This window comes from Pseudomonas oryzihabitans, assembly GCF_032027545.1.
GTDB lineage: Bacteria > Pseudomonadota > Gammaproteobacteria > Pseudomonadales > Pseudomonadaceae > Chryseomonas > Chryseomonas oryzihabitans_F.
Genome location: NZ_JAVSJB010000001.1, coordinates 448,638 through 471,272 on the forward strand (window position 1 = coordinate 448,638; position 22,635 = coordinate 471,272).

Below are 22,635 nucleotides of genomic sequence, written 5' to 3' on the forward strand. Positions count from 1 at the left end.
TTGATTCGCCAGCGCTCACCCTTCGGGCCAGCCGTTGGCTGTTACTCCCGATGGTCGTTGCGCCTCGTTTGGCTCTAGCTCGCGAGATTATGAACAGGCTCTAAGGCGGTTCGTTCCTGGCTCCGCTGTCGTGGCGGAGCCAGGGGCGGGCACTGATGGTCTGGCCGATTAGGAATCGAGGGCTTCGAAGACGATCCTGAACAGGTCATGCCGCGGTTGCAGGTTCTCGGGGATTCCAGCGTCCTGGAACCAGGAGGCGTCCGCTTCGGGATGGGGGCCGCTCAGGACCACGACGCCAGCGCCGAAACGATAGCGCGCAGCGGCGATGTCACCGTTGCCATAGCTGGCTATCAGACGAAAGCCATTGCCCGTACTGCGCGGAAAGTAGGGGCCGTCTTGAAAGAACACCCGGTCCGCCAGGCCTCCCCACCGCACCGGTACCGAGCTGTCCTCGATGGTGGTGACGGGAAAGCCGGGGCGGCCTACCTCGGAGTCCAGTTCCGTATCGATCAGGCCGAGATTGGCCGCATCGGCCAGGTAGGCGCCCATGCAAATGCCGAGATACTGACCGCCCTTGGCAACGTAGGCGCGTATCGCCGCGCTTCTCTGTTCGCCCAGGCTGTTCAGCGCCGCCGGGATATCCTGTCCGCCGCCGGGCTGGACATAGGCGTCGTACTGCGCAAGGGCCGAGCTGGAGACATCGCGATGTTCATGGGGGCCGAGGAAGTCGACCCGGTAGGCAGGGTCGAGGCGCTCTATGGCCTCTTTCACCGCTTCGGCGCAGCCCTCACAGGCGGCAGGGCCGCGATAGACGGCGATACGGATGATGTCGGGCCTATCGATGTCGAGTGAGAGGATCACCGTCACAGCCAGGGAAACGATCAAGATCAGCGCGATTCCAGGAAAACGCATGGACGAATACCGTGACAGGCAGATGTCGAGTGAATTGAGAGGGATAATTATCTTGCTATTGGGCGCGGTCGGACTTTCCCGTCCTTGCCGGCGTGTCTGAAGCCTGGCATGCCGTTTTCTGCTAAGGCGATAACGCTGATGATTTACTACCCGGTGTTAAAGGTCGGTATGGAGCAAGTAGCCATTCAATCCCAGGCCGAACAATATGGTGCCCCACAGAAAGAGGTCCGTTTGCAGAAGCTCTTGCTGTATCGAGATCAGTCGTACGCCATCATTCAAGGAGAGGGTGGGGTCGATGAACCAGCCGATGAATAAAGCCGCTATCCCTAATAACATGACGATAAGACCGATGCGCTTGATGGCGAGCCTCAAGGCAAGCTCCTCTTTGGGTGAGCAATCAGACGTAGTCGGTCTGAGCTTCCTAGGGTATTCGTTCAGGATGCTGTGCATGTAAAACTCTATGAGTACGTGTAAATGTTTGTTAAGAAGTCGCTGCTTTTTATTGATATGACTTTTTATTGCTGAAAGTTGTTATGTGCGAATAGTGCAATTCAAACCCCTGATATCAGCGGCGCCAGGTATCGACTTCTCGATGGCCGCTCCTCGCAGATGAGGGAGCCGCCATCAGCGAGCGTCGGCAGCCATTCACCTCACGACTTCCGGGATGTCCAGGTCGCAGCTGAAACGTCCTGTTGAGATGCAGGACGCCACTCGCCGCCGAGGTCTCGAGACACTTCCACCCGGGAGTCCATCAGTAGCAGGCGGGTTTCGATCAAGGCATTGTCCGCTGCCTAGGGACTGCGCTGGCTGTCCAGCAGGGATAGGTAGTTGTCCAGCCCCCGCAGGTAGCGCCCCTTGGCCCGCTCGAGGCTGCGAGCGGCGGCATCACGCAGGCGGCCAAGGAGATCCAGCTGGACACTGGCGCCGAGTTCGACGCCGTAGCGGTTAGTGAGCTGCAGGCCGGACTGTTCCCGGCCGTTGGCGAGGCGCCCGCGCCACCCTGCGTCCGCTCGCGGACGCGGCTGGCCGCGGCGCTGAGATCGGCTGGTCGTAGCGACGGGGTAGCGCTCCGGCACAGGTGCGGGTAGCCCCCTGGGGCGGGGCCGGGGAGCAGCCCGCGGGCAGGACGGCCAAGACCGGGAGCGGGCCGCCAGTCATGGCGAGCCGATGTGCAGCGAGTGGTTTGGCTGAGGGCAGGGTAGGCCTGTCGTCCTTGCGCGGGCTTACTGGTGCGACCTGCGTGCTCAGGCCGTACAGTCCAAGGGCTTGCCGGGCAGCTTGCGTCGCTCGAAGGCCAGCATGCTGAGCACCAGTCCGCAGCCCACCAGGATGGCGCCCGAGGATAGGACGAAGAGGCTGTGGCGGTCGTTGCCTTCGATGAGCAGGCTCAGCAAGGTCGGGGCCGCGGCCGCCGAGGCGACCTGCACCATGCCGACCAGCTTGGTCAGGCGCCCGGTTGGATCGTTCGCCACCACCGCGGACATGTAGTAGGACAAGGCCAGGTTCCAGCCGAAGTTCATCAGGAATACCGCGATCATCAGGTCCGAGGCCGAGTGGATGCGCGTAGCCAGCATATAGATGGCACCGAGCACCGCCAGCGAACCGGTGAGGATCATCGGCGCGCGGCCCAGATGCCGACCCGCCACGCTGGGTAGGGCTGCCCCGGGCAGCCCGCCGAGCAGCCCGATGCTGATCGCCCAGCCGATGTTCACCGGTGTCACGCCCGCGTCGCTGCCGATGCCTTCGACGAAGCCCCACAGCGAGTAGATCGACAGTTGCATGAACAGCATGCCGAGCAGCGAGCCGACGCCGACCAGTGAGAGCCCGGAAAGCCCGGATGGCTGCGGTTCGTTGGCGACGGGCTGGCGTTCCTCGCGGTGCTTGACCGGTAGGCAGAAGCACAGGCAGCACACCAGCACGAACCAGGCCGTCAGGTAGTAGATCGCCCCCGAGAAGCCCTGCCACTCCGCCATCATCGGCAGAATCACCGCGTTACTGGAGAACAGGGCATTTTGCACGAGCAACAGGATGCCGAAGGAGCGATCCTGCCCGCTCATGCGGCCCAGCCAATAGATGGCGTAGGAATAGAGTATGCCCGAGCTGAGGCCGGAGAGGCCGCGCAGCACCAGCAGCGGGCCGAGCTGGGTGACGCTGGCGGTCGCGGCGTTGGCGAACAGCAGTAACAGGGCGCTGCTCAGGGTAATGGCGCGTGGACCGAGATAGCGGATCATCGGCAGGTACAACAGGATGCCGACGATGGAGCCACACATTTCGGCGGACATGGTCCAGCTCTGCTGGGCCAGGGTCAGGCCCAGGCGATCGGTCAGCAGTCCGATGAAGATCGGTTGCACGCCGATGACGAGGATCGAGGCCGCGGCGATGAGGATGCACGCGGCTCGTACTAGGTTCTGATTGGCGATGTTCATGGTCGTTACCCGCCGGCTCGGCCACGGGGGCCTACCGCTTCAGTGAGGTTCATGAGTGGCGACAAACGGCTGCCGATCAGGCGAATGCGTAGCCAGGAGGGACGGCCTGATCGACGGCAGGGATCACCTGCTCGGGTGATGGCCGACCGGCGAATCGCCGGCGAGCAGACTGGTGGTCACGTTGGGCGGGGACTCGACGGAAAAGCCGAGCGTGGGGGGCAACGCCTGGTGGCCACGCCGGATGCCGGCGCTCTCGCCGTGGCGGGCGGCGCCGAACGTCAGGCGGGACATGCCTGTGAGGCGCGCGCGCCCGAATCCAAGACCCGCCAGCGGGCACCCGGGTGCGGGCAGCGCGTCGGGAACGCGCGTGGACATGTACATATGCAGCTCCTGTTTGCTTTTTTTATTACAGGGCAGTGAACGGTGGCTAAAGCGCCTACCGAAATACCTGACATAGCAGGCAGGAGCGCCGGCGCACCGACGCTCTTGAATCTTGTAGTTATCGGATCAGCCGTGCAGGTGGGCGGTGATGGCCCGCAACAGGCGCACGGTGTCTATATCCAGCTCGGTAACCGCCGTGGGCAGTGAGGATTGCTTGACGATCACCACGTCGGCCTTGGCATCGACGAACAGGTACTGGCCATGGATGCCGCTGGCCATGATGGCCGGGCGGTGATCGTTGAAGACGTACCACTGGCTGCGGTAGGAGGCGCCCGGCGTCCACTCGGAGAAGTCCTTGCAGACGCCGTAGATGGCCGGGTCCGCGCCGGCCGCGATGGCTTCGATCGCCGCCTTGTCGATGACCTGGCGGCCCTCGACCTGACCGCCATGGGCCAGCATCAGGCCGAAGCGACCCATGTCGCGCAGCGTGGCGTTGAACCCCGCACCGGCGACACTGCGGCCCCAGGGATCGGCCATGAAGTAGCCGTCGCGCTCGCAACCCAATTGCTGCCACACCGCCTGCAAGCGCTCGGCGCAGGACTCGCCGCTGGCGCGCTCCATCACCCAGGCCAGTACCTCGGTGGTGGCCGTCACGTAGTGGAACAGGTCGCCGTGCGCGCAGCGTTTGCGCAGCGACGGCAGGTACTGGTACAGCGATTCATACTGGGCGTAGTCGGTCGGTGCCGGCTTGAATCCGCAGGCATAGCCGTACTGAGAGCTTTCCGAGGTGGGGTCGTCGTAGACCTCGCTGTAGTGAACGCCGACGGCCATGTCGAACAGCTGGCGCACGGTGGCGTCGCCAAAGGCGCTGCCGGCCAGTTCCGGCACGTAGTGCTGGGTCTGTGCCCGGGGATCGAGCACGCCCTGCTGGACCAGCTGCTCGCCGAGCACGCCGATCAAGGACTTGGTGACCGAGAACATGATGTGGCGGTCACTGGCGACCTGGCCATTGAAGTAGCGCTCGTACACCACGTGCCCCCTGTGCAACACCAGGAAGCCGTCGGTCTTGCTGGCGCGCAGGTGGTCGAGGGCGCTGACGGTACGGCCACAGATGCTCTCGAATCTCAGCTCTTCGAGCGCTACCGGCGCCTGTTCCAGCACCAAGCCGGGCCGCGACCCGGCGGCGACCTCGATGGTGGGACGCAGGCGTGCCAGGTTGCGGAAACCCCAGCGATTGAAGGGGGGCGACATCCAGTTGGCCCAGGTCACACGTCGTTCCGGCTCCGCAGGAAAGCCCTGCATCAGTCTGGGCTCTTGCTCTTGCTGGTCGTACAGCTCTCTGACTTCCAGGGATCGGGAAGCCAGGGAACGGTCGAGAATCTGGGTCATTTGCTTTTTCCTGGAAAGGGACCTGCAGCAACAGGCACGGGAAATTTTTAACTCTGTAAAAAATTTTAGTCAATAAAATATTTTATCGATAAGAATACCCGCCGGCACCGCTGCGACTCGTCGAGGACTCAGCAGGGACGGCTCACGCCTGACCGACATCCGCTATGCGCGCCCTGAGCAGCTCCGCCAGCTGGTCGAAGAGGATCTGCACGGAACGCAGCGACAGGTTGTCCGGGCGGGTCAGTAGCCAGATGTCGGTTTCGCAGCCATCCAGCGCCGCGCTCAGGCGCTCGACGCCCTCCAGGCTGCTGATCATGAAGTCGGGCAGCGCCGCCACGCCGAGACCGGCGCCCACCAGTCCGCCCACCGAGGACATGCTGCTGCAGCGGTAGCGAGGGGTGAGGCTGGGGTAGGCCTGCCTGAGCCAGGTGACGGAGACGTGATCCGCCAGGGAGTCATCGGGGGCGATCCAGGGCAACTCGGTGGCCGCTTGCGCGTAGCCGGGGCGATAGCGCTCCTGGCCACAGACGAAATAGGAACTGCGGCCGAGCCGGCGCCCGACCAGGTGCTCGGGCGGGGCATTCGACAATCGTATGGCGATGTCCGCATCCCGCCGGCTCAGGCTGGCGAAGGTGTTGGAGGTGGCGACTTCCAGGGCTACCGCGGGATAGCGCGGCATGAGTTCGGCGAGACCGGGCAGCAGCAGGCTGCGCAGGACCGCATCGGTACAGGTCAGGCGGACGGTGCCGCTGATGACGTTCTCGCCATGGGCGAGGGCGATCCGCGCCGCTTCCAGCGCCTGTTCGGCACGCTCGGCCTGTTCGGCCAGGGCCTTGGCGCTCTGGGTCGGGGTATAGCCGCGGCGATTCTTGTCGAAGAGAGCCACGTGCAGGTTGGCTTCGAGCTTGCGGATGGCGCGAAAGACCGTGGAGACATCCACCTGCAACTGCTCGGCGGCCCTGGCCAGGGTCCTGCCACGCACCAGGGCCAGGACCAGCTTGAGGTCGGCGTGGCTGATCTGATATTGCATTCGTGCATTCTTTCTTTGCTGTTTTGCCAATATTGGTTGCGCGTATGCCAACTTATACTGGGCAGGCCTATCCAAGGCAATCAGGTGGAAGGGCGGGCTTCGCCAGGCGAGGTCGGCGTCCTTAGGAACCACCACTCACAGCAACGCTGCCGACCCGCCCCGGCCCCGCCGATACAGCGGAGCAGCGTCAAGGATGCCTCTCCATGAATTCGCTATCCCCCCGTGTCGTCCAGCTCACCGAAGCCAACGGCTTTCTCAAGGAGCACCCCGATATCCAGTACGTCGATCTGTTGATCACCGACATGAACGGCGTGGTCCGGGGCAAGCGCGTCGAGCGGGCCAGCCTGTCCAAGGTCTACGAGCGCGGTATCAACCTGCCGGCCTCGCTGTTCGCCCTGGACATCAACGGCTCCACGGTGGAGAGCACCGGCCTGGGGCTACACATCGGCGATGCCGACCGCACCTGCTTTCCCATCCCCGGCACCCTGAGTCCCGAACCGTGGCAGAAGCGCCCGACCGCGCAACTGCTGATGACCATGCACGAGCTGGACGGCTCGCCGTTCTTCGCCGATCCGCGCGAGGTGCTGCGGCGGGTGGTGAAGAAGTTCGACGACCTGGGCCTGACCATCTGCGCCGCCTTCGAACTGGAGTTCTATCTGATCGACCAGGAGAACGTGAACGGCCGCCCGCAGCCGCCGCGTTCGCCCATCTCCGGCAAGCGCCCGGTGTCCACCCAGGTCTATCTGATCGACGACCTGGACGAGTACGTGGACTGCCTGCAGGACATGCTCGAAGGCGCCAAGGAGCAGGGGTTGCCCGCCGACGCCATCGTCAAGGAGAGCGCGCCGGCGCAGTTCGAGGTCAACCTGCACCACGTCGAGGACGCCATCAAGGCCTGCGACTATGCGGTGCTGCTCAAGCGGCTGATCAAGAACATCGCCTACGACCATGAGATGGATTCCACCTTCATGGCCAAGCCCTATCCCGGTCAGGCCGGCAATGGCCTGCACGTGCACATCTCGCTGCTGGACAAACAGACCGGGCAGAACATCTTCGCCACCGACGATCCGGAGCAGCACGCGCCGCTGCGCCACGCCATCGCGGGTATCCTCGAAACCCTGCCGGCGTCGATGGCCTTCCTCTGTCCGAACGTCAACTCCTACCGGCGTTTCGGCGCCCAGTTCTATGTGCCGAACGCGCCGAGCTGGGGCCTGGACAACCGCACGGTGGCGGTGCGCGTGCCGACCGGTAACAGCGAGGCCATTCGCATCGAGCACCGGGTGGCCGGCGCCGACGCCAATCCCTATCTGATGCTGGCCTCGATCCTCGCGGGCATCCACCACGGCCTGACCCAGCAGCTGGACCCCGGTGCGCCGGTCAGCGGCAACTCCTACGAACAGCTGGAACAGAGCCTGCCGAACAACCTGCGCGACGCCCTGCGCGAGCTGGACGATAGCCCGGTGATGAACCAGTACATCAGTCCGGAATACATCGACATCTTCGTCGCCTGCAAGGAAGCCGAGCTGGAGGAGTTCGAAACCACCATCTCCGATCTCGAATACAACTGGTACCTGCATACCGTCTAAGGAGTGTGTCCATGAAGCAGTTGACGCGACAGGACTGGGAGCAGCGCTACCAGAGCTTGACCCTGGAGGCCCGCGCCTTCATCGACGGTAGCTATCGTGACGCCCTGGACGGCGAGACCTTCGACGACCTGAGTCCGGTGGATGGCCGGTACCTGGCCAAGGTGGTCAGTTGCATGGCTGCTGATGCCGAGGTGGCGGTACAGGCCGCGCGTGCCAGCTTCGTGCGGGGCGACTGGGCGCACCTGGCGCCGGCGCAGCGCAAGCGGGTGCTCATCGCCTTCGCCGACTTGCTGCTGGCCAACGCCGAAGAGCTGGCCTTGCTGGAAACCCTGGACATGGGCAAGCCGATCAGCGACTCGCTGGGCATCGATGTCCCCGGGGCGGCCAATGCCATCCGCTGGAGCGCCGAGGCCATCGACAAGGTCTACGACGAGGTGGCCCCCACGCCGCGCGACCAGCTCGGCCTGGTGACGCGCGAACCCGTGGGCGTGGTGGCCGCCATCGTGCCCTGGAATTTCCCGCTGTTGATGGCCTGCTGGAAGCTCGGTCCGGCTCTGGCCACCGGCAACTCGGTGATCCTCAAGCCGTCTGAGAAGTCGCCGCTGACCGCCATCCGCATCGCCGGCCTGGCGCTGCAGGCCGGCATTCCCGCCGGGGTGTTCAACGTGCTGCCCGGTTACGGCCATACCGTCGGCCAGGCGCTGGCGCTGCATCCGGACGTCGATACCCTGGTGTTCACCGGCTCCACCCGCATCGCCAAGCAACTGCTGATCCATGCCGGCGAATCCAACATGAAGCGGGTCTGGCTGGAGGCGGGCGGCAAGAGCCCCAACATCGTCTTCGCCGACGCCCCGGACCTGGCGGCCGCCGCCGAAGCGGCCGCGGCGGCCATCGCCTTCAACCAGGGTGAGGTCTGCGTCGCCGGCTCGCGGTTGCTGGTCGAGCACTCGATCAAGGAACGCTTTCTCGAGCTGGTAGTGGCGGCCCTGCGCGGCTGGACGCCCGGCCATGCGCTGGACCCCGCGACCCGGGTCGGCGCCCTGGTGGACGAAGGCCATCTGCGTACCGTGCTCGGCTACATCGAGGCGGGCCGCGCCGAGGGCGCGCGCCTGGTGAGCGGGGGCGAACGGGCCCTGGCCGAGACCGGTGGCAGCTACGTCACCCCGACTGTCTTCGCCGGCGTGGACAACGCCATGCGCATCGCCCGGGAGGAGATCTTCGGGCCGGTATTGGCGGTGATCGAATTCGACAGCGAGGAGGAGGCCGTGCGCATCGCCAACGATACGCCCTATGGCTTGGCGGCGGCGGTCTGGACCCGCGATCTGTCCCGTGCCCATCGCGTGGCCCGGGCCTTGCGCGCCGGCAGCGTCTGGGTCAACCAGTACGATGGCGGCGACATGACGGCGCCCTTCGGCGGCTTCAAGCAGTCCGGCAACGGGCGCGACAAGTCGCTTCATGCCTTCGACAAGTACACCGAACTCAAGGCGACCTGGATCAAGCTCTGATCCGGGGCAGCGTTGCCGGCGCCAGTGCCGGGATCGCAGGTAGAGGAATTTCATCATGCAGCAACATGTCGGCAGCTACTACGCGGCCTCGCGCAATCTCCACACCTCATACCCGGCGCTGCAAGGTAGCGTCGAGAGTGACGTCTGCGTCATCGGTGCCGGCTACACCGGGCTGTCCACCGCGTTGTTCCTGCTGGAGCACGGCTTCAGCGTGACGGTGCTGGAAGCGGCGCGGATCGGTTTCGGCGCCTCGGGGCGCAACGGTGGCCAGATCGTCAACAGCTACAGTCGCGACATCGACGTCATCGAGCGGCAACTGCCGGCCAGGCAGGCGCAGTTGCTGGGCGAGATGGCCTTCGAGGGCGGTCGCATCATCCGTGACTGCATCGCCCGCTACAGCATCCAGTGCGACCTCAAGGATGGCGGCGTCTTCGCGGCCTTGACCGGCAAGCAGATGGGCCATCTGGAGGCCCAGCAACGGCTCTGGGAGCGCTACGGCCATACCCAGCTGCAATTGCTCGACGAGCGCGGTATCCGCGCGGTGGTGGGCAGCGAGCGCTACATCGGTGGCCTGCTGGACCTGAGCGGGGGGCACTTCCACTCGCTCAACCTGGCCCTGGGCGAAGCGGCGGCGGTCGCTTCCCTCGGCGGTCGCATCCACGAGCAGAGTGCGGCGATTCGTATCGAGCGCGGGGCGCATCCCGTGGTGCACACGGCCAATGGCCGGGTGAAGGCGCGCTTCGTCGTGGTCGCCGGCAACGCCTACCTGGGTGGCCTGGTGCCGGAACTGGCGGCCAAGTCCATGCCCTGCGGCAGCCAGGTGCTCACCACCGAGCCGTTGTCGGAGGAGCTGGCGCGCAGCCTGCTGCCCCAGGACTACTGCGTGGAGGACTGCAACTACCTGCTCGACTACTTCCGCCTCAGCGCCGATCGGCGGCTGATCTACGGCGGTGGGGTGGTCTACGGTGCCCGCGACCCGGCGGACATCGAGGCCATCATCCGGCCGAAGATGCTGCAGACCTTCCCGCAGCTCAAGGACGTGAAGATCGACTTCTCCTGGACCGGCAACTTCCTGCTGACCCTGTCGCGCCTGCCGCAGGTCGGTCGCCTGGGCGACAACATCTACTACTCCCAGGGCTGCAGCGGCCACGGCATCACCTACACCCACCTGGCGGGCAAGGTGCTGGCCGAGGCCCTGCGTGGCCAGGCCGAGCGCTTCGATGCCTTCGCCAGCCTGCCGCACTATCCCTTCCCGGGCGGGCGGCTGCTGCGCGTCCCCCTCACCGCGCTCGGCGCGACCTACTACCAGTTGCGTGATCGCCTGGGTATCTGACCGCGTCCGCCCGCCGCGTGTGGGCCGACCCTCTGGAGGAAGACCATGTCCCCTAAGCCCCTGATCGGCGTGACCGCTTGCCGGCAGATGCTCGGCAAATACGATTCCCATACCGTCGGCGACAAGTACGTCGAGGCCGCCGCCCATGCCGGCTTGCCCGTGGTGCTGCCGGCGCGCAGCGTGCCGAGCGATCCGCAGGCGTTGCTGGAGCACCTCGATGGCCTGCTGTTCACCGGCTCGCCGTCCAATGTCGAGCCCCGTCACTACCAGGGACCGGCCAGCCTGGCCGGCACCCATCACGATGCCGCGCGCGATGCCTACACCCTGCCGCTGCTGCGCCTGGCGATCGACCGGGGCGTGCCGGTGTTCTGCATCTGCCGCGGCTTCCAGGAACTCAACGTGGCCCTCGGTGGCAGCTTGCACCAGCGCGTGCAGGAGCTGCCCGGCTACGCCGACCACCGGGAAATCCAGAGCGAGCTGCTGGCCGAGCAATATGCGCCGCAGCATCCCGTCCAGGTGACGCCGGGCGGGGTCTTCGAGCGCCTCGGCCTGCCTTCGAGCTTCCAGGTGAATTCGCTGCACAGCCAGGGGATCGACCGCCTGGCCAGCTCGCTGCGCATCGAGGCGGTGGCGCCGGATGGCCTGGTGGAGGCGGTATCCGTACCGGATGCGGCGGGTTTCGTCGTCGGCGTGCAGTGGCATCCCGAGTGGAATTTCCGCGACACGCCCGAATCCCTGACGCTGTTGAACGCGTTCCGGGATGCCTGCCAGCGTTACGCCGCGTCGCGTTAGGCCCGCAGTGCCACGAGGTCAGCATGCAACACGGAGTTCACCGCCTCTAGGCGAAAGATGTGGTGGCGAGCACGGGCGAGCGGATCACCCGCGTCCAGGCCGCCATTGCAACTGCTGGCCGGGATCGCCGCGGTACTGGTGGGCGAGCGGCCGCTCAGGAAGTTGTAATCCGCCTATCTAAAACGGTGCCTTCGCTGCGATATAGTCAGACAAAATTCGTTTGGTTAGGCAAGCCAGAGAATGATGAGTGGGTACGGAGTAGATTGCGAACGACACAACCACAGGTCGGACATCAGTCAATCAATTTAATAGCAAGCATAATTTGCGTAGCGTCGTTTTAGAATCGTAAAGGGTCGCTTTTGCAAGAAATGGCGCATACCAGATGGTAGGCGTCGATTGTAGACCATGCCGCATAACGCATTCGAAGTACTTTCAATAAAAATAAACAATAACAATATAACTGTCGATGAGCGCCTGAATGACATGCCTAGATTTCAGATAAACTACTGGCGTCACAATAGGTTAAAAGTTTTTTACTATTTAGCTGTGTGTGCCGTACGAGAGGATATATTTGCTGAAATCTGTATGCGAGAAAATATAGTTTCTGGGCTCGGCGTGCCGTATAAGACGTTCGAAAGCATTGCAGTTGACGCTGGGGTCACTCAAATGAGATATGTAATATTACCACCCTGTAGTTTTACAAAAGCCATTTGAAGATTTGGCTGCTATTGATTTGCGAAACAGTTTTGATTTCTTGTGAGCTGATTGCAGAAGTAAACGATTTATGACTAATTAGATGACGAGTCTCGAGAATGATTGGCAGGCAATTAATGAAGGCTGCGCACAGTAACGGAGGCCTGAAAGTGGGCGGTCTAGAGACTCTACAGAAACAGTTAGTGTACGCATCCCAAGAGAATTTGATGATGCTTTGTCAGGTTTTGAAAGACAATTTGCGGGAGGTCGAAGACGCTATTACCGCAGATGTAGATGCAGATGCGAGACCACTACTGGAAGTCTACCAACTGCTTCTAACTGAGACCCTAGAGCTAGCATTTACGATGTCGCGCCGGATAAACTCAATATAATAGGTGATGCATAAACTTAGATCTTGGTGCTCTCAATCGTAACCAGCCCGTATGAGATGGCACCTCAGTAACTGTTAGGTCTGTTGCGTGTATCGGATACCCTAAAAATTTTTCTTTCGATCCTGTGAGCCAATTTAAACTCAGAGGCATGGCGTAACAATAAAAGTCATTTTGGCCTTTTTTCGAATACCTCACTCGGCGATGCGGTGGGCATTATTTATTGTTATAGGTTAAAATTTTTAGAAGCGGCCTCCGATCTAAATTGTTGGTGTCATTCCTTAATAGCTAAAAACAAATCCGGCCAGCTCTGTCTTCAAATACGATCTGCGATTCCCAATATAGGCCGCTCAGTTCTAGTCATGCCCGCCCTTGCGGGTACGAAAATTGCGATGCGATTTTTCACTCCGGTATATGTGTTTACCTATCGCACATCTGCGGACTGTTGTTAGGGCCTCGCTAGAGGGCCCATAGCCTGCGTGAAGGGGTACATTGTCGTGTCGTTTGGTAAATCGTCAGTTCATCCCCACCTTTGCCAATCCATCGGCTTTCTGCTGCTGGACAATTTCACACTGATCTCTTTGGCTTCCATCGTGGAACCGCTACGAATGGCCAACCAGCTTTCGGGGCGGGAACTGTATCGCTGGTGCACCCTCAGCCTGGACGGTCGACCAGTGCGGGCGAGCGATGGCCTGCAGATCACCTCGGACAGCGCCATGAGCGCCGCCCCGGTGATGGATATGGTGATCGTTTGTGGCGGCGTGGGCATCCAGCACAGCGTGTCGCGCGATCACTGCACCTGGCTGCAGAGCCAGGCGCGTCAGGAGCGTAAGCTGGGCGCGGTCTGTACTGGCAGCTGGGCTCTGGCCCGCGCGGGTCTGCTCGACGGTTACGAATGCAGCGTGCATTGGGAAACCTTGGCAGCGTTGCAAGAAGCCTGTCCGCGCGTCGTGCTCAGTAACCGCTTGTTCACCATCGATCGCAATCGCTGTACAGCCTCGGGTGGCACGGCGCCGATGGATATGATGCTGCACCTGATCGGTCGCGAGCATGGCCGCGAACTGTCCGCGGCGATCTCGGAGATGTTCATCTACGAACGCATCCGCAACGAGCAGGATCACCAACGCATCCCCCTCAAGCACATGCTGGGTACCAATCAGCCCAAGCTGCAGGAAATCGTGACGCTTATGGAGGCCAATCTCGAAGAGCCCATCGACCTAAAAGAACTGGCGTTCTATGTGAAAGTCTCTCAGCGCCAGCTAGAGCGTCTATTCCAGAAATACCTGCAATGCTCGCCTTCGCGCTACTATCTCAAATTACGCCTAATCCGCGCCCGGCAGCTACTCAAGCAGACCACCCTATCGATCATCGAGGTGGCCTCAGTGTGCGGCTTCGTTTCCACCCCGCATTTCTCTAAGTGCTACCGGGAATACTACGGAATGCCGCCACGCGACGAACGTCTCGGAACGAATTTTCAATCACCCGTCACCCCCAAGTCATTGGCGCAGCAGTTTTCACTAACGCCTGTCTCTCTAGCGTTGGAGCTAGCAGAAGGCGAGTCTAGCTACGCCAGTGTTAGACTCTAGTTTCGCTATCAAATCAATTTTAGGCGCTAACTGAAGCGTTAACTAATTATGATTAATTTTTATTGACTATTGGCCGAACCAAGCAGCGCTGCCGGGCTACAAATTTCGCTACTTTCAAGGCGAACCGTGTCAGGCTCGCTGCGAGATTGACTGATTTTTTGTCTAGAATAATTAGTGAGCATTGCTGCGGCTGTTTGAGTGCGCTGTGGGCTGGACTTGAGGTGCTGTTTCGCTGAAGTGCTCCAGCCATCACTACTAAAGTACTCTCCATTTCAGGCCGGCTTTGTTTTTCGCTAATCGACATGAGGCTATTCACGACATGTCCGTCCTGGTGCAGCTGAATGAGCAAGAAGGTTTGCAGTCACCTCGGATCACGGAGCTATTTTGGACGAGCTCTTATGGCCGCTAGCGAAGAGTGTGCATTTAGCAGAGCGAGCAGCCCCATGTCGGCTAAGTGGAGCAAGAAACGACGAAAAAACTCTCAGCCGTTGAATTTTAAATTCCTCAATTCGGACATGCTCTCTAGATTAGATTTATGCGTATCCTGAAAACGACATTTTTCCAACGATCTGCGCCATTCAGCAGTCTGGTGGCTTAGGATTGAAAATTATTCGTTAACATATGCAACTAGGTGCCCAGGTCCATTCGTGACTAATCTAGAAAAATAGTTTGCATTCAGAGTAAATGGAATTATTTTGCCGAAGTGCTCAAGCCTTGGATTTTCCCGCCGATGCATGGACTAGGCGTATTGACTCAGTGATTCGTATTGCCTCCGTGATTTTTCGCACTTAACTAGTGAGCGGCTCATGAACATCAAACAAAAGTTGACATCTCTTTTTGCTCTGACTGCCTGCTTACCGATTCTGTTAGCAGCGGCCGTAGTTATCACGAATGTACGCAGCCAAGCCACCAGCGAGTTTGTAGAGAACAGTGGCCGTGAAATCCTTCAGATTGATCGCAATATTCAGCAGTTCTTTGCTGGCGTCCAGCAGAACGTCGATTTCCTTGCCAAGGAGCCGACTATCTTCTCCCTCGAAGGCCTGAAGAATTACAGCGGCGCCGATGCTGCTAAGTTGCCGCAGCCGGAAGCCGGTCGCCAGGCGCTCAGCTATTTCAACCGTTTTGCCAAGTCCCATCCCACCACCGCCTACCTTTCGGTTGGCCTGGCCGATGGTGGCTACATTAGCTGGCCGGACGACGCCAACCTGTTCAACTACGATCCGCGCGTACGCCCCTGGTACCAGACTGCCATGGCCAATCCGGGCAAGGTGGTCCGCACCCCGGCTTACTACTGGGCCCAAGACGACGTTGCCCTGATGGGCGTCGTACGTACTATTGAAGACGCCAGCGGCAAGGTCCGTGGCGTGGTCAGCCTGGACATCTCGCTGAAGCAGCTCACCGACCTGGTCAAGAGCATTACCTTGGGTAAGAGTGGCTACCTCATGTTGGTGGAAGACAATGGCAACGTGCTGGTCGACCCCCACGATCCCAAGCACAACTTCAAGCAGCTCAAGGAGCTGGGCGATGCCTACCAGTCCCTAAGCGGCATCCAGAGCGGCCTGGGTGAGGTCAATCTCAATGGCATCGACTATATGGTCAATGTCTATCAGGCCAAGGACCTGGGCTGGAAATTCATCGGCCTGATCGAGCGCAGCGAGGTTATGGCCAAGGCCACGGCCCTGACCTGGCAGATTGCGGGCATCACCGCCGTGCTAGCGCTTCTCTTCGCCGTGCTCGGCGCGGCCTTTGCCGGCATGATCGTGCGGCCGATCCGTGGTGTCTCTGAGGGTCTCGAATCCATCGCCAAGGGCGAAGGGGACCTGACCAAGAGCCTGAACGTGCAGGGTCGCGACGAAACCGCCACCTTGGCAGGCTACTTCAACCAGTTCCTTGCCAGCATCCGCCAACTGGTGCAGCGCATCGGCCAAGCCTCCACAGACCTGCAACAGGCCTCGCAGACCACTACCGAAGCGGCGGCGAGCATGAATGAGGTGGCCGGTCGCCAGCGCGAAGCAGTGGAGATGGTCTCCACTGCTTTCAACGAGATGGTCGCTACATCTAACGAAGTGGCGCATTCCTGTAGCCGGGCAGCTGCCTCTGCTGACGCAAGCCATCATCGGGTACAGGAAGGTTACGGCCAAATTGAACGCGCTACTGGTAACGTCAACAATCTCAGCGGCAGTCTGGCGCAGTCTGCTCAGGCCATGGCAGTGCTGGAGCAGGACAGCCAGAATATCAACACCATTCTCCACACCATCCGCGGCATCGCCGATCAAACCAACCTGCTAGCGCTTAACGCAGCCATTGAAGCTGCGCGGGCCGGGGAACAAGGTCGTGGCTTCGCGGTGGTAGCTGACGAAGTCCGTGCGTTGGCTAAGCGCACTGCCGACTCTACCGGTGAGATCGACAGCCTGCTTGGCAACCTCGCGCGCAAGACACAGGAGGTCACTCGTCAGATCGCGACTAGCCTGGAATTGTCCCAGACTAGCGTGGCGTCCATCAGCGAAGCTCGTGGCAGTTTCGAAGGCATTCGCCAGTCGGTGGACGAAATCCGCGACCAAGCCCTGCAGATCGCTGCCGCGGCAGAGGAGCAACACCAAGTGGCTGAGGACATCAATCGCCATATCGCCCAGGTGCACGACGACGCGCAGCAGGTAGAAGGATTGGCCAAGTCAACGACTCGAGACTCCTTACGTCTAGCGCAACTCTCCGGTGAGCTTGACGGTTTGGTCCGTCGCTTTAAGGCATAGCCGAAGAACAGCACCTGTACCGCCTGCTTTTGTACGATCCACCAACGACCGTCGCGCGGCCTGCAGCAGGGTGTAAACCTTGTAGTTCGTCTGTAGGAAGACGATTGACGGGAGGTCCAGCAGATCCAGCCTGGTCTTCACCAGCTCAGGGTTGGTGATCAGTACGTCGACATCGCGGTCGACCTGGTCGAGGATCCAATCCTCGCGCCGGGCCGTATCTACCGAAGCACGCAGTACCGCCACCTTGAGGCCCGTCTGCTTGAGCAAGCGCTTGAGTCGACTGGTCGTGTCTCGGGTGCCGCTGTAGACGGTGTAGGCCAGCACCTTGCGGCCCAACGCCCTCTCCTGACGGCACTGCTCGATCAGCGCCTCCCTGGGGCTGACCTGGCCTGCGTCGAAAATGGCCTCGACCCTGACCAAGGTGCCCCGGATCCGAGGGTGCTTCACCACCTCCGGCCGGAAACAGCGGTCCGGCCAGACCATCAGCACGTTGAGTACAACCCCAAGTAGGGTAGTGTCTCGCCGTGCCAGGGCCTTGCAGAGCTCCGTAGTCAGTTTGCTGGCCAGCTGCCGATAGGTGGCGTCCTGATGTGCCTCTATTGGGAGGTTGACGAACTCCTCCGCGTACGTTGGCAGCACATTGCCGCCGATGTCCTTAAGCTTGAGGAACACTGTGAAGGGCAGGACGTAAAGGCGGATGCCTTTGGGACCGAAGCCTGGGGCCTTCACCTTTCGTACCGAGAGCTTCTTACCTGTGCGATTGGCTGTCGAGCTCGATGTAGATGTCCATGACCAGCCCGTGGTTGCGCATGAATGACAGGGCCGGAGGTGCCGTGCCAAAGAGATACCGGCGGTTGCGCCGGTGGCATGCGGATTGGCATGCGATTACTTGGCGGCATATGTGAGCAGGTTGTAGGCAGTCGCCGAGATGTCGGCCGCGCCTGAGGTTTGCTCATGCTTTCCCGCGCAAAACCTCGACAGCCTTGGCGATATCGGGCGCCAACCAACGATCCTGTTCGTAGGGCGGTACCACGGCGCGTAGCCGCTGCCAGGTGACCGCGGTGCCTTCTCCGAAACGCCGTGCCTTGAGAAACTCGAATGCTTGCGCGGCCAGCAGATACTCGATGGCCAGGATGCGCGTGCTGTTCTCGATCACCCGTAGAAGTTTGAGCGCGGCGCCAGTGCCCATGCTCAGGTGGTCTTCCTGTAGCGCCGAGGTGACGAAGTTGTCCACGACGGCGGGCTGCGCCAACTGGCGATTTTCCCCGGCGTGGGAGGCTGCCACGTACTGGGCGATCATCATCCCCGAATTGACCCCGGGATGAGCGACCAGGAACGGCGGCAGACCGCTCACCAAGGGGTTGACCAGGCGATCGAGGCGCCGTTCGGCGATACCGCCCAACTCGACCAGGGCGATGGCCAGCAGGTCGGCCGCCATGGCCACGGACTCGCCATGCGGATTGGCCTGGGAGACCACCCGGTAGTCCTCCGGCGTGCCCAGCACCAGCGGATTGTCGGTGGCACCGGCCAATTCGAGATCGATCTGCTGCGCGGCATGCCGGAGTTGATCGCGACAGGCACCATGCACCTGGGGAATCGAGCGGATACTCAAGGCATCCTGGGTGCGCACGCCTTGGAAGCTGGCCAGCACCTCGCTGTTCGCCAGCTGGGCGCGCAGGTTGGCACCGACCTGCTGCATGCCCGGATGAGGTTTGAGCGCCAGTACCTGTTCGTCGAAGGCATCGAGTTGGCCGCCGAGGGCCTCGAAGCTCATGGCCGCGATGCAGTCGGCCCATTCCACCAGGTTGTGGGCGTCCGCCAACGCCAGGCAGCTCAGGCCGGTCATGCAGGGGGTGCCATTGACCAGGCTCAGGCCATCCTTGGCGCCCAGCGCCAGCGGCGGCAGCTGGGCCGTCTGCAGGGCGTCGCTGGCGCTGAGGATGCGTCCGCCCCAGCGGACTTCGCCGTAACCCAGCAAGGCCACGCCCACATGGGCCATATGCGTGAGATAGCCCACCGAACCATCGCGAGGGACCAGGGGCGTGATACCTAGATTGAGCAGCGCCAGGAGAGCCTCGACGACCTCGCGGCTGATGCCCGAATAGCCATGGGCGTAGTTGTTGATGGCCACGCAGATGATGGCGCGGGTCTGCTCGTCGCTGAGCGGCTCGCCGATCCCGCAGGCGTGGCTGAGCAGCGTATTGCGGGACAACTCGGCCAGTTGCGGTCCTTCGAGCAACACATTGCACAGGGCGCCGAGGCCGGTGCTGATGCCATAGGCGCGTTCGCCTCGAGCCACGATCCCCAGGACGATAGCGCGCGCTTCATCGATGCGATGCCAGGTGTCTGCGGTCAACTCCAGCAGGGCGCCATCCCGCGCCACCGCGACGATTTCCTGCCAGCTCAGCGAGGTGCTGCCGCGAATGACGGTAGCGGCAGCCAGGGTGGGGGGTGAGGCTTGGGTCATGGGCATCACTCACCGCTCCGCAGTTGATGGCTGGACACGAACTGCCGGAAACGTTCGCTCGGCAAATGCTCGAACAGCTCTTCCGGGGTGCCCTGGGCATCGATCTGCCCCTGGTGCATGAACACCACCCGATTGGATACGTGGCGGGCAAAGCCCATCTCGTGGGTGACCACCAGCATCGTCATGCCCTCGTCGGCGAGCGAACGCATCACCTTGAGCACTTCGCCCACCAGCTCCGGGTCCAGCGCCGACGTCGGCTCGTCGAACAGCAGCGCGCCGGGCTCCATGGCCAGGGCCCGGGCGATGGCGACCCGCTGTTGCTGACCGCCGGAGAGATGGGCCGGGTAGTAGTCCTTGCGTTCGTAGAGGCCGACCCGCTGCAAGAGGCGTTCGGCCTGCTCGCGGCATTCGGCTGGCGAGCGCTTGAGCACCCGCAGCGGCCCTTCCATGACGTTTTGCAGCACGCTGCGGTGCGACCAAAGGTTGAAGCTCTGGAACACCATGCCCAGACGGGTACGCAACCACTCGACCTGGCGCTGGTTGCTCGCCTTGAGCGTGCCGTCGCGGCCGCGCTGCAGGGCGATGGTCTGGCCTTCCAGGCTGATGCTGCCCTGGTCCGGCGTTTCCAGCAGGTTGATGCAGCGCAGGAAGGTACTCTTGCCCGATCCACTGGCACCCAGGATGGAGATCACGTCACCCGGGTGCGCCTCCAGCGAGATGCCCTTGAGCACCTCCAGACTGCCGAAGGCCTTGCGGATGTCTTGGACGACGAGCGTCGCCGCGGCTTGTTGACTCATAGCGGGCTCCAGGGGCGAATCATAGGTCGGCGGAAGGTTGGGCAAGGGTGGCGGCGGCCTGGGCGGACGGCACCCGGCGGGGCGGCGTCAGCAGTCGTTCCAGCCAGGCCAGGATGCGTACCAGCAGGAAGTTGAGCACCAGGTAGATGGCCGCGGCGCAGACGAAGACTTCCATGGTGCGATAGGTACGCTGGATGATCTGCTGGGCCACGCCGGTCACGTCCCAGACCGTCACCAGGCTGGCCAGCGCCGTGGACTTGACCAGCAGGATGGCTTCGGTGGAGTAGGCCGGCAGTGCCTGGCGCAGGGTGATGGGCGCTATGACCGTGCGCAGTACCTGCCAGCGGGTCATGCCCACCGCCATTGCGGCTTCGATCTGGCCGCGCGGGACCGCCAGCAGGCCGCCACGGATGATCTCGGCGGTGTAGGCCGCGGTGCACAGCGCCAGCGACAGCACCGCGCAGCCGAAGGGGGAGCGCAGCAGCGGCCAGGCGAAACTGTCCCGGATCACGCTCAGCTGGCCCAGGCCGTAGTAGATGAGGAACATCTGCACCAGGAGCGGCGTGCCCCGGAACAGCGCTATGTAGGCGCGCGCGGGCAGGCTCACCCAGGGGCGGCGATTGACCCTGAGCGCTACGATCAGCACCGCCAGGGCGACGCCGCAGATCAGCGAGAGGCTGAACAGCGCCAGGGTGGTGGGCAGCGCGGTCAGCAGTCGGCCCATGACATAGGCGAGAAAGGCGAAATCAGGCATGCGCTAGGCTCCGCTATGCAGGGGGCGCTGGGTACGACGTACCCGGGCTTCGGCGATATGAAACAGGCGGCTCGACAGGCCGGTCAGCAGGAGGTAGCCGATCCCGGCAATGATGTAGAAGGTGAAGTACTGGCGGGTCGAGCCAGCGGCTACCTGGCTGGCACGCATCAGCTCTACCAGGCCGATGACCGAGACCAGGGCGGAATCCTTGAGGCTCATCTGCCAGACGTTGCCAAGGCCAGGCAGGGCGAAGCGCCACACCAGGGGAATGACGATGCGGCGTAGCAGCAATGATCGCGACATGCCGATCGCCTGACCCGCCTCGATCTCACCGGGCGCGATGGCCAGGTAGGCGCCACGATAGACCTCGGCCTGGTAGGAGCCGGAGATCAGGCCCACGGTGAGGGCGCCGACCCAGAAGGGCGGCAGGTCTATGTAGCCCTCGCCACCGAACCAGTAGCCAATGGCGGTCACCAGGGTCGCGCCGCCGAAGAAGAACAGGTAGATGATCAACAGTTCCGGTACGCCACGGAACAGCAGCGAATAGGCCTCGCCCAGCAGCCGCAATGAGCGATGCCGGGAGAGTTTGGCGCTGGCGACCAGCGCCCCGAACAGGGCGCCGATCAACAAGGCGGTCAGGGTGACCAGCAGCGTGGTGCCCATGGCTGCGAGCAGGGAGGCGCCCCAGCCCCGCTCACCGAACCCTAGAAGTGCTAGGACATTCATCCGGGAATCCTGCAGTGACGTGACGGATGGCGAGGCGGCACGGGCCGCCTCGCCTCGAAATCAAGGCGTCAGGTCGACCTTGAACCATTTCTCGCTGAGCTGCTTGACGGTGCCATCGGCGATCGCCCCCTTGAGCGCGGCATCGAATTTGGCCTTGAGCTCGGGATCGCCGTGACGGAACGCCAGGGCTTCACCCTCGCCCCAGATGGGGCCGGCCAGCTCAGGCCCGGTGAACACCACCTGCTGGTTGCCCGGCTGCGCCATGATGGAGTTGAGGAAGGTCACGTCATCGAAAACCGCATCGATGCGTCCGGCCGTCAAGTCCAGTATCGCGTCGGCGGAGGTGGTGTATTCGCGGATCGTGGCGATCTTGCCGAAATAGGTGTCGATGAAATCGGTGTAGACGGTGCCCGAGGCGATGCCGATGGTCTTGCCGGCCAGGGCCTTCTGCAGGTCGGCGACCCCGGCCGCGATGTCTGCCGGCACGGTGCTCAGGGTCCGTACGCCCTTGGCACCCGTGTCACCGGGCAACAGATCGGCCTTGAGTGCGGCGAAGCTGGCCGGCGTGCGGGCGTAGGGGATAGAGAAGGCCACGGCCTGCTTGCGTTCGTCGGTCACCACGATGGCGTCCATGAGCACATCGACCTTACCGGCGTTGAGACTGGCGATCATGCCGTCCCAGTTCTGCACGACGTAGGTGCACTTGAGCTGCATCTGCGGGCAGAGCTTGTCCATCAGATCGATCTCGAAGCCGCCGAGCTTGCCGCCTGGCAGCGTGAGGTTCCAGGGCTCATAGGCGCCCTCGGTGGCGATCTTCACGCTGGTCCATTCCTTGGCCTGTACCAGTCCCCCGGTCAGCAACAGGGCCATGCCTGCCGCCAGCATATTCAAACCTCGCATCTTTCCCATCTCTGCTCCTTGGCGCTGTCTGGATGAAGCTCTGGATCTTCGGTTACCGACACATGTATGTACAAGCATAAGCAAATGTAGGGCCAGTTGGTTCGCTGCAGCTTTGGTCCAGGTTCGAAAGGGGGATGAGGTCGATAGAAGAGCATCTCGAGCGCAATCAAGGTGCGCCCTCTCTTTTCCCGCACCATTCCAGGGCGCTCTGGCGCTGGC

The 22,635-nt window shown here is 62.2% G+C and carries 18 protein-coding genes and 2 pseudogenes; 7 read left to right on the plus strand and 13 right to left on the minus strand.

The window, feature by feature from the left end; genetic code table 11:
- Positions 1–168: 168 nt before the first annotated feature.
- The 7 genes from RND78_RS01940 to RND78_RS01970 all read right to left on the minus strand — a co-directional run bounded on the left by RND78_RS01940 (position 169) and on the right by RND78_RS01970 (position 6,138).
- The gene (locus RND78_RS01940) at positions 169–912 is read right to left on the minus strand and encodes a BPL-N domain-containing protein (protein ID WP_312725588.1); all 744 of its coding nucleotides are present in this window, start codon (positions 910–912) and stop codon (positions 169–171) included.
- Positions 913–1,068: 156 nt separating this feature from the next.
- Positions 1,069–1,362: a hypothetical protein gene (locus RND78_RS01945; protein ID WP_312725589.1), complete on the minus strand. Its 294-nt coding sequence runs from the start codon at positions 1,360–1,362 to the stop codon at positions 1,069–1,071.
- 341 nt (positions 1,363–1,703) lie between these two features.
- A complete protein-coding gene (locus tag RND78_RS01950; protein ID WP_312725590.1) occupies positions 1,704–1,988 on the minus strand; it encodes a hypothetical protein in 285 nt (94 codons plus the stop codon).
- 168 nt (positions 1,989–2,156) lie between these two features.
- A complete protein-coding gene (locus RND78_RS01955) occupies positions 2,157–3,338 on the minus strand; it encodes an MFS transporter (RefSeq protein WP_312725592.1) in 1,182 nt (393 codons plus the stop codon).
- Positions 3,339–3,461: 123 nt separating this feature from the next.
- Positions 3,462–3,629, minus strand: coding sequence for a hypothetical protein (locus RND78_RS01960; RefSeq protein WP_312725593.1), 168 nt, complete (start codon positions 3,627–3,629; stop codon positions 3,462–3,464).
- 216 nt (positions 3,630–3,845) lie between these two features.
- Positions 3,846–5,108, minus strand: a complete 1,263-nt coding sequence (locus RND78_RS01965) for a serine hydrolase (protein ID WP_312725595.1) — start codon at positions 5,106–5,108, stop codon at positions 3,846–3,848.
- 142 nt (positions 5,109–5,250) lie between these two features.
- Entirely contained in the window at positions 5,251–6,138 is an 888-nt protein-coding gene (locus tag RND78_RS01970; RefSeq protein WP_312725596.1) for a LysR family transcriptional regulator, read from the minus strand.
- Positions 6,139–6,341: 203 nt separating this feature from the next.
- Here RND78_RS01970 and RND78_RS01975 point away from each other — a divergent pair, with 203 nt between their 5' ends.
- From RND78_RS01975 to RND78_RS28120, 7 genes and pseudogenes are all read left to right on the plus strand, one after another.
- Complete coding sequence (locus RND78_RS01975; RefSeq protein ID WP_312725597.1) at positions 6,342–7,724, plus strand: glutamine synthetase family protein; 1,383 nt, start codon at positions 6,342–6,344, stop codon at positions 7,722–7,724.
- Positions 7,725–7,735: 11 nt separating this feature from the next.
- Positions 7,736–9,229: an aldehyde dehydrogenase gene (locus tag RND78_RS01980; protein WP_312725598.1), complete on the plus strand. Its 1,494-nt coding sequence runs from the start codon at positions 7,736–7,738 to the stop codon at positions 9,227–9,229.
- 55 nt (positions 9,230–9,284) lie between these two features.
- Positions 9,285–10,562 carry an FAD-binding oxidoreductase gene (locus RND78_RS01985; RefSeq protein ID WP_312725599.1) on the plus strand — a complete coding sequence of 426 codons (1,278 nt, stop codon included), beginning with the start codon at positions 9,285–9,287 and terminating at the stop codon, positions 10,560–10,562.
- 45 nt (positions 10,563–10,607) lie between these two features.
- Positions 10,608–11,354 carry a gamma-glutamyl-gamma-aminobutyrate hydrolase family protein gene (locus RND78_RS01990; protein WP_312725600.1) on the plus strand — a complete coding sequence of 249 codons (747 nt, stop codon included), beginning with the start codon at positions 10,608–10,610 and terminating at the stop codon, positions 11,352–11,354.
- 1,579 nt (positions 11,355–12,933) lie between these two features.
- Positions 12,934–14,022, plus strand: coding sequence for a GlxA family transcriptional regulator (locus tag RND78_RS01995; protein WP_312725601.1), 1,089 nt, complete (start codon positions 12,934–12,936; stop codon positions 14,020–14,022).
- An 806-nt stretch (positions 14,023–14,828) separates the two neighbouring features.
- Positions 14,829–15,917 (plus strand): annotated as a pseudogene (locus tag RND78_RS28115) (cache domain-containing protein); the annotation flags it as partial.
- A 126-nt stretch (positions 15,918–16,043) separates the two neighbouring features.
- Positions 16,044–16,772, plus strand: coding sequence for a methyl-accepting chemotaxis protein (locus RND78_RS28120; protein WP_409457009.1), 729 nt, complete (start codon positions 16,044–16,046; stop codon positions 16,770–16,772).
- Here RND78_RS28120 and RND78_RS02005 read toward each other — a convergent pair.
- The 6 genes and pseudogenes from RND78_RS02005 to RND78_RS02030 form a co-directional block, all read right to left on the minus strand.
- Positions 16,769–17,604 (minus strand): annotated as a pseudogene (locus tag RND78_RS02005) (DEAD/DEAH box helicase); the annotation flags it as partial. The gene RND78_RS28120 and the pseudogene RND78_RS02005 overlap by 4 nt on opposite strands.
- A gap of 120 nt (positions 17,605–17,724) precedes the next feature.
- Positions 17,725–19,239: a histidine ammonia-lyase gene (hutH, locus tag RND78_RS02010; RefSeq protein ID WP_312725789.1), complete on the minus strand. Its 1,515-nt coding sequence runs from the start codon at positions 19,237–19,239 to the stop codon at positions 17,725–17,727.
- 5 nt (positions 19,240–19,244) lie between these two features.
- Complete coding sequence (locus tag RND78_RS02015) at positions 19,245–20,036, minus strand: ATP-binding cassette domain-containing protein (protein ID WP_312725603.1); 792 nt, start codon at positions 20,034–20,036, stop codon at positions 19,245–19,247.
- Positions 20,037–20,055: 19 nt separating this feature from the next.
- Positions 20,056–20,790 (minus strand): ABC transporter permease subunit, encoded by a 735-nt coding sequence (locus RND78_RS02020; protein WP_312725604.1) that lies wholly within the window; start codon positions 20,788–20,790, stop codon positions 20,056–20,058.
- Between the two features lie 3 nt (positions 20,791–20,793).
- Positions 20,794–21,516: an ABC transporter permease subunit gene (locus RND78_RS02025; protein ID WP_312725605.1), complete on the minus strand. Its 723-nt coding sequence runs from the start codon at positions 21,514–21,516 to the stop codon at positions 20,794–20,796.
- Positions 21,517–21,576: 60 nt separating this feature from the next.
- Positions 21,577–22,416, minus strand: a complete 840-nt coding sequence (locus RND78_RS02030; RefSeq protein WP_312725606.1) for a transporter substrate-binding domain-containing protein — start codon at positions 22,414–22,416, stop codon at positions 21,577–21,579.
- Between the last annotated feature and the right edge of the window lie 219 nt (positions 22,417–22,635).

Excerpts from the sequence above, each read along its gene's own strand:
- RND78_RS28120 (WP_409457009.1), top strand. The coding sequence starts at position 16,044 with ATGGTCTCCACTGCTTTCAACGAGATGGTCGCTACATCTAACGAAGTG.
- RND78_RS01985 (WP_312725599.1), top strand. The coding sequence starts at position 9,285 with ATGCAGCAACATGTCGGCAGCTACTACGCGGCCTCGCGCAATCTCCAC.
- RND78_RS01965 (WP_312725595.1), bottom strand. The coding sequence starts at position 5,108 with ATGACCCAGATTCTCGACCGTTCCCTGGCTTCCCGATCCCTGGAAGTC.
- RND78_RS01970 (WP_312725596.1), bottom strand. The coding sequence starts at position 6,138 with ATGCAATATCAGATCAGCCACGCCGACCTCAAGCTGGTCCTGGCCCTG.
- RND78_RS01990 (WP_312725600.1), top strand. The coding sequence starts at position 10,608 with ATGTCCCCTAAGCCCCTGATCGGCGTGACCGCTTGCCGGCAGATGCTC.
- hutH (WP_312725789.1), bottom strand. The coding sequence starts at position 19,239 with ATGACCCAAGCCTCACCCCCCACCCTGGCTGCCGCTACCGTCATTCGC.
- RND78_RS01955 (WP_312725592.1), bottom strand. The coding sequence starts at position 3,338 with ATGAACATCGCCAATCAGAACCTAGTACGAGCCGCGTGCATCCTCATC.
- RND78_RS01945 (WP_312725589.1), bottom strand. The coding sequence starts at position 1,362 with ATGCACAGCATCCTGAACGAATACCCTAGGAAGCTCAGACCGACTACG.
- RND78_RS02030 (WP_312725606.1), bottom strand. The coding sequence starts at position 22,416 with ATGCGAGGTTTGAATATGCTGGCGGCAGGCATGGCCCTGTTGCTGACC.
- RND78_RS01960 (WP_312725593.1), bottom strand. The coding sequence starts at position 3,629 with ATGTCCCGCCTGACGTTCGGCGCCGCCCGCCACGGCGAGAGCGCCGGC.
- RND78_RS02015 (WP_312725603.1), bottom strand. The coding sequence starts at position 20,036 with ATGAGTCAACAAGCCGCGGCGACGCTCGTCGTCCAAGACATCCGCAAG.
- RND78_RS01940 (WP_312725588.1), bottom strand. The coding sequence starts at position 912 with ATGCGTTTTCCTGGAATCGCGCTGATCTTGATCGTTTCCCTGGCTGTG.
- RND78_RS01975 (WP_312725597.1), top strand. The coding sequence starts at position 6,342 with ATGAATTCGCTATCCCCCCGTGTCGTCCAGCTCACCGAAGCCAACGGC.
- RND78_RS01980 (WP_312725598.1), top strand. The coding sequence starts at position 7,736 with ATGAAGCAGTTGACGCGACAGGACTGGGAGCAGCGCTACCAGAGCTTG.
- RND78_RS02020 (WP_312725604.1), bottom strand. The coding sequence starts at position 20,790 with ATGCCTGATTTCGCCTTTCTCGCCTATGTCATGGGCCGACTGCTGACC.
- RND78_RS02025 (WP_312725605.1), bottom strand. The coding sequence starts at position 21,516 with ATGAATGTCCTAGCACTTCTAGGGTTCGGTGAGCGGGGCTGGGGCGCC.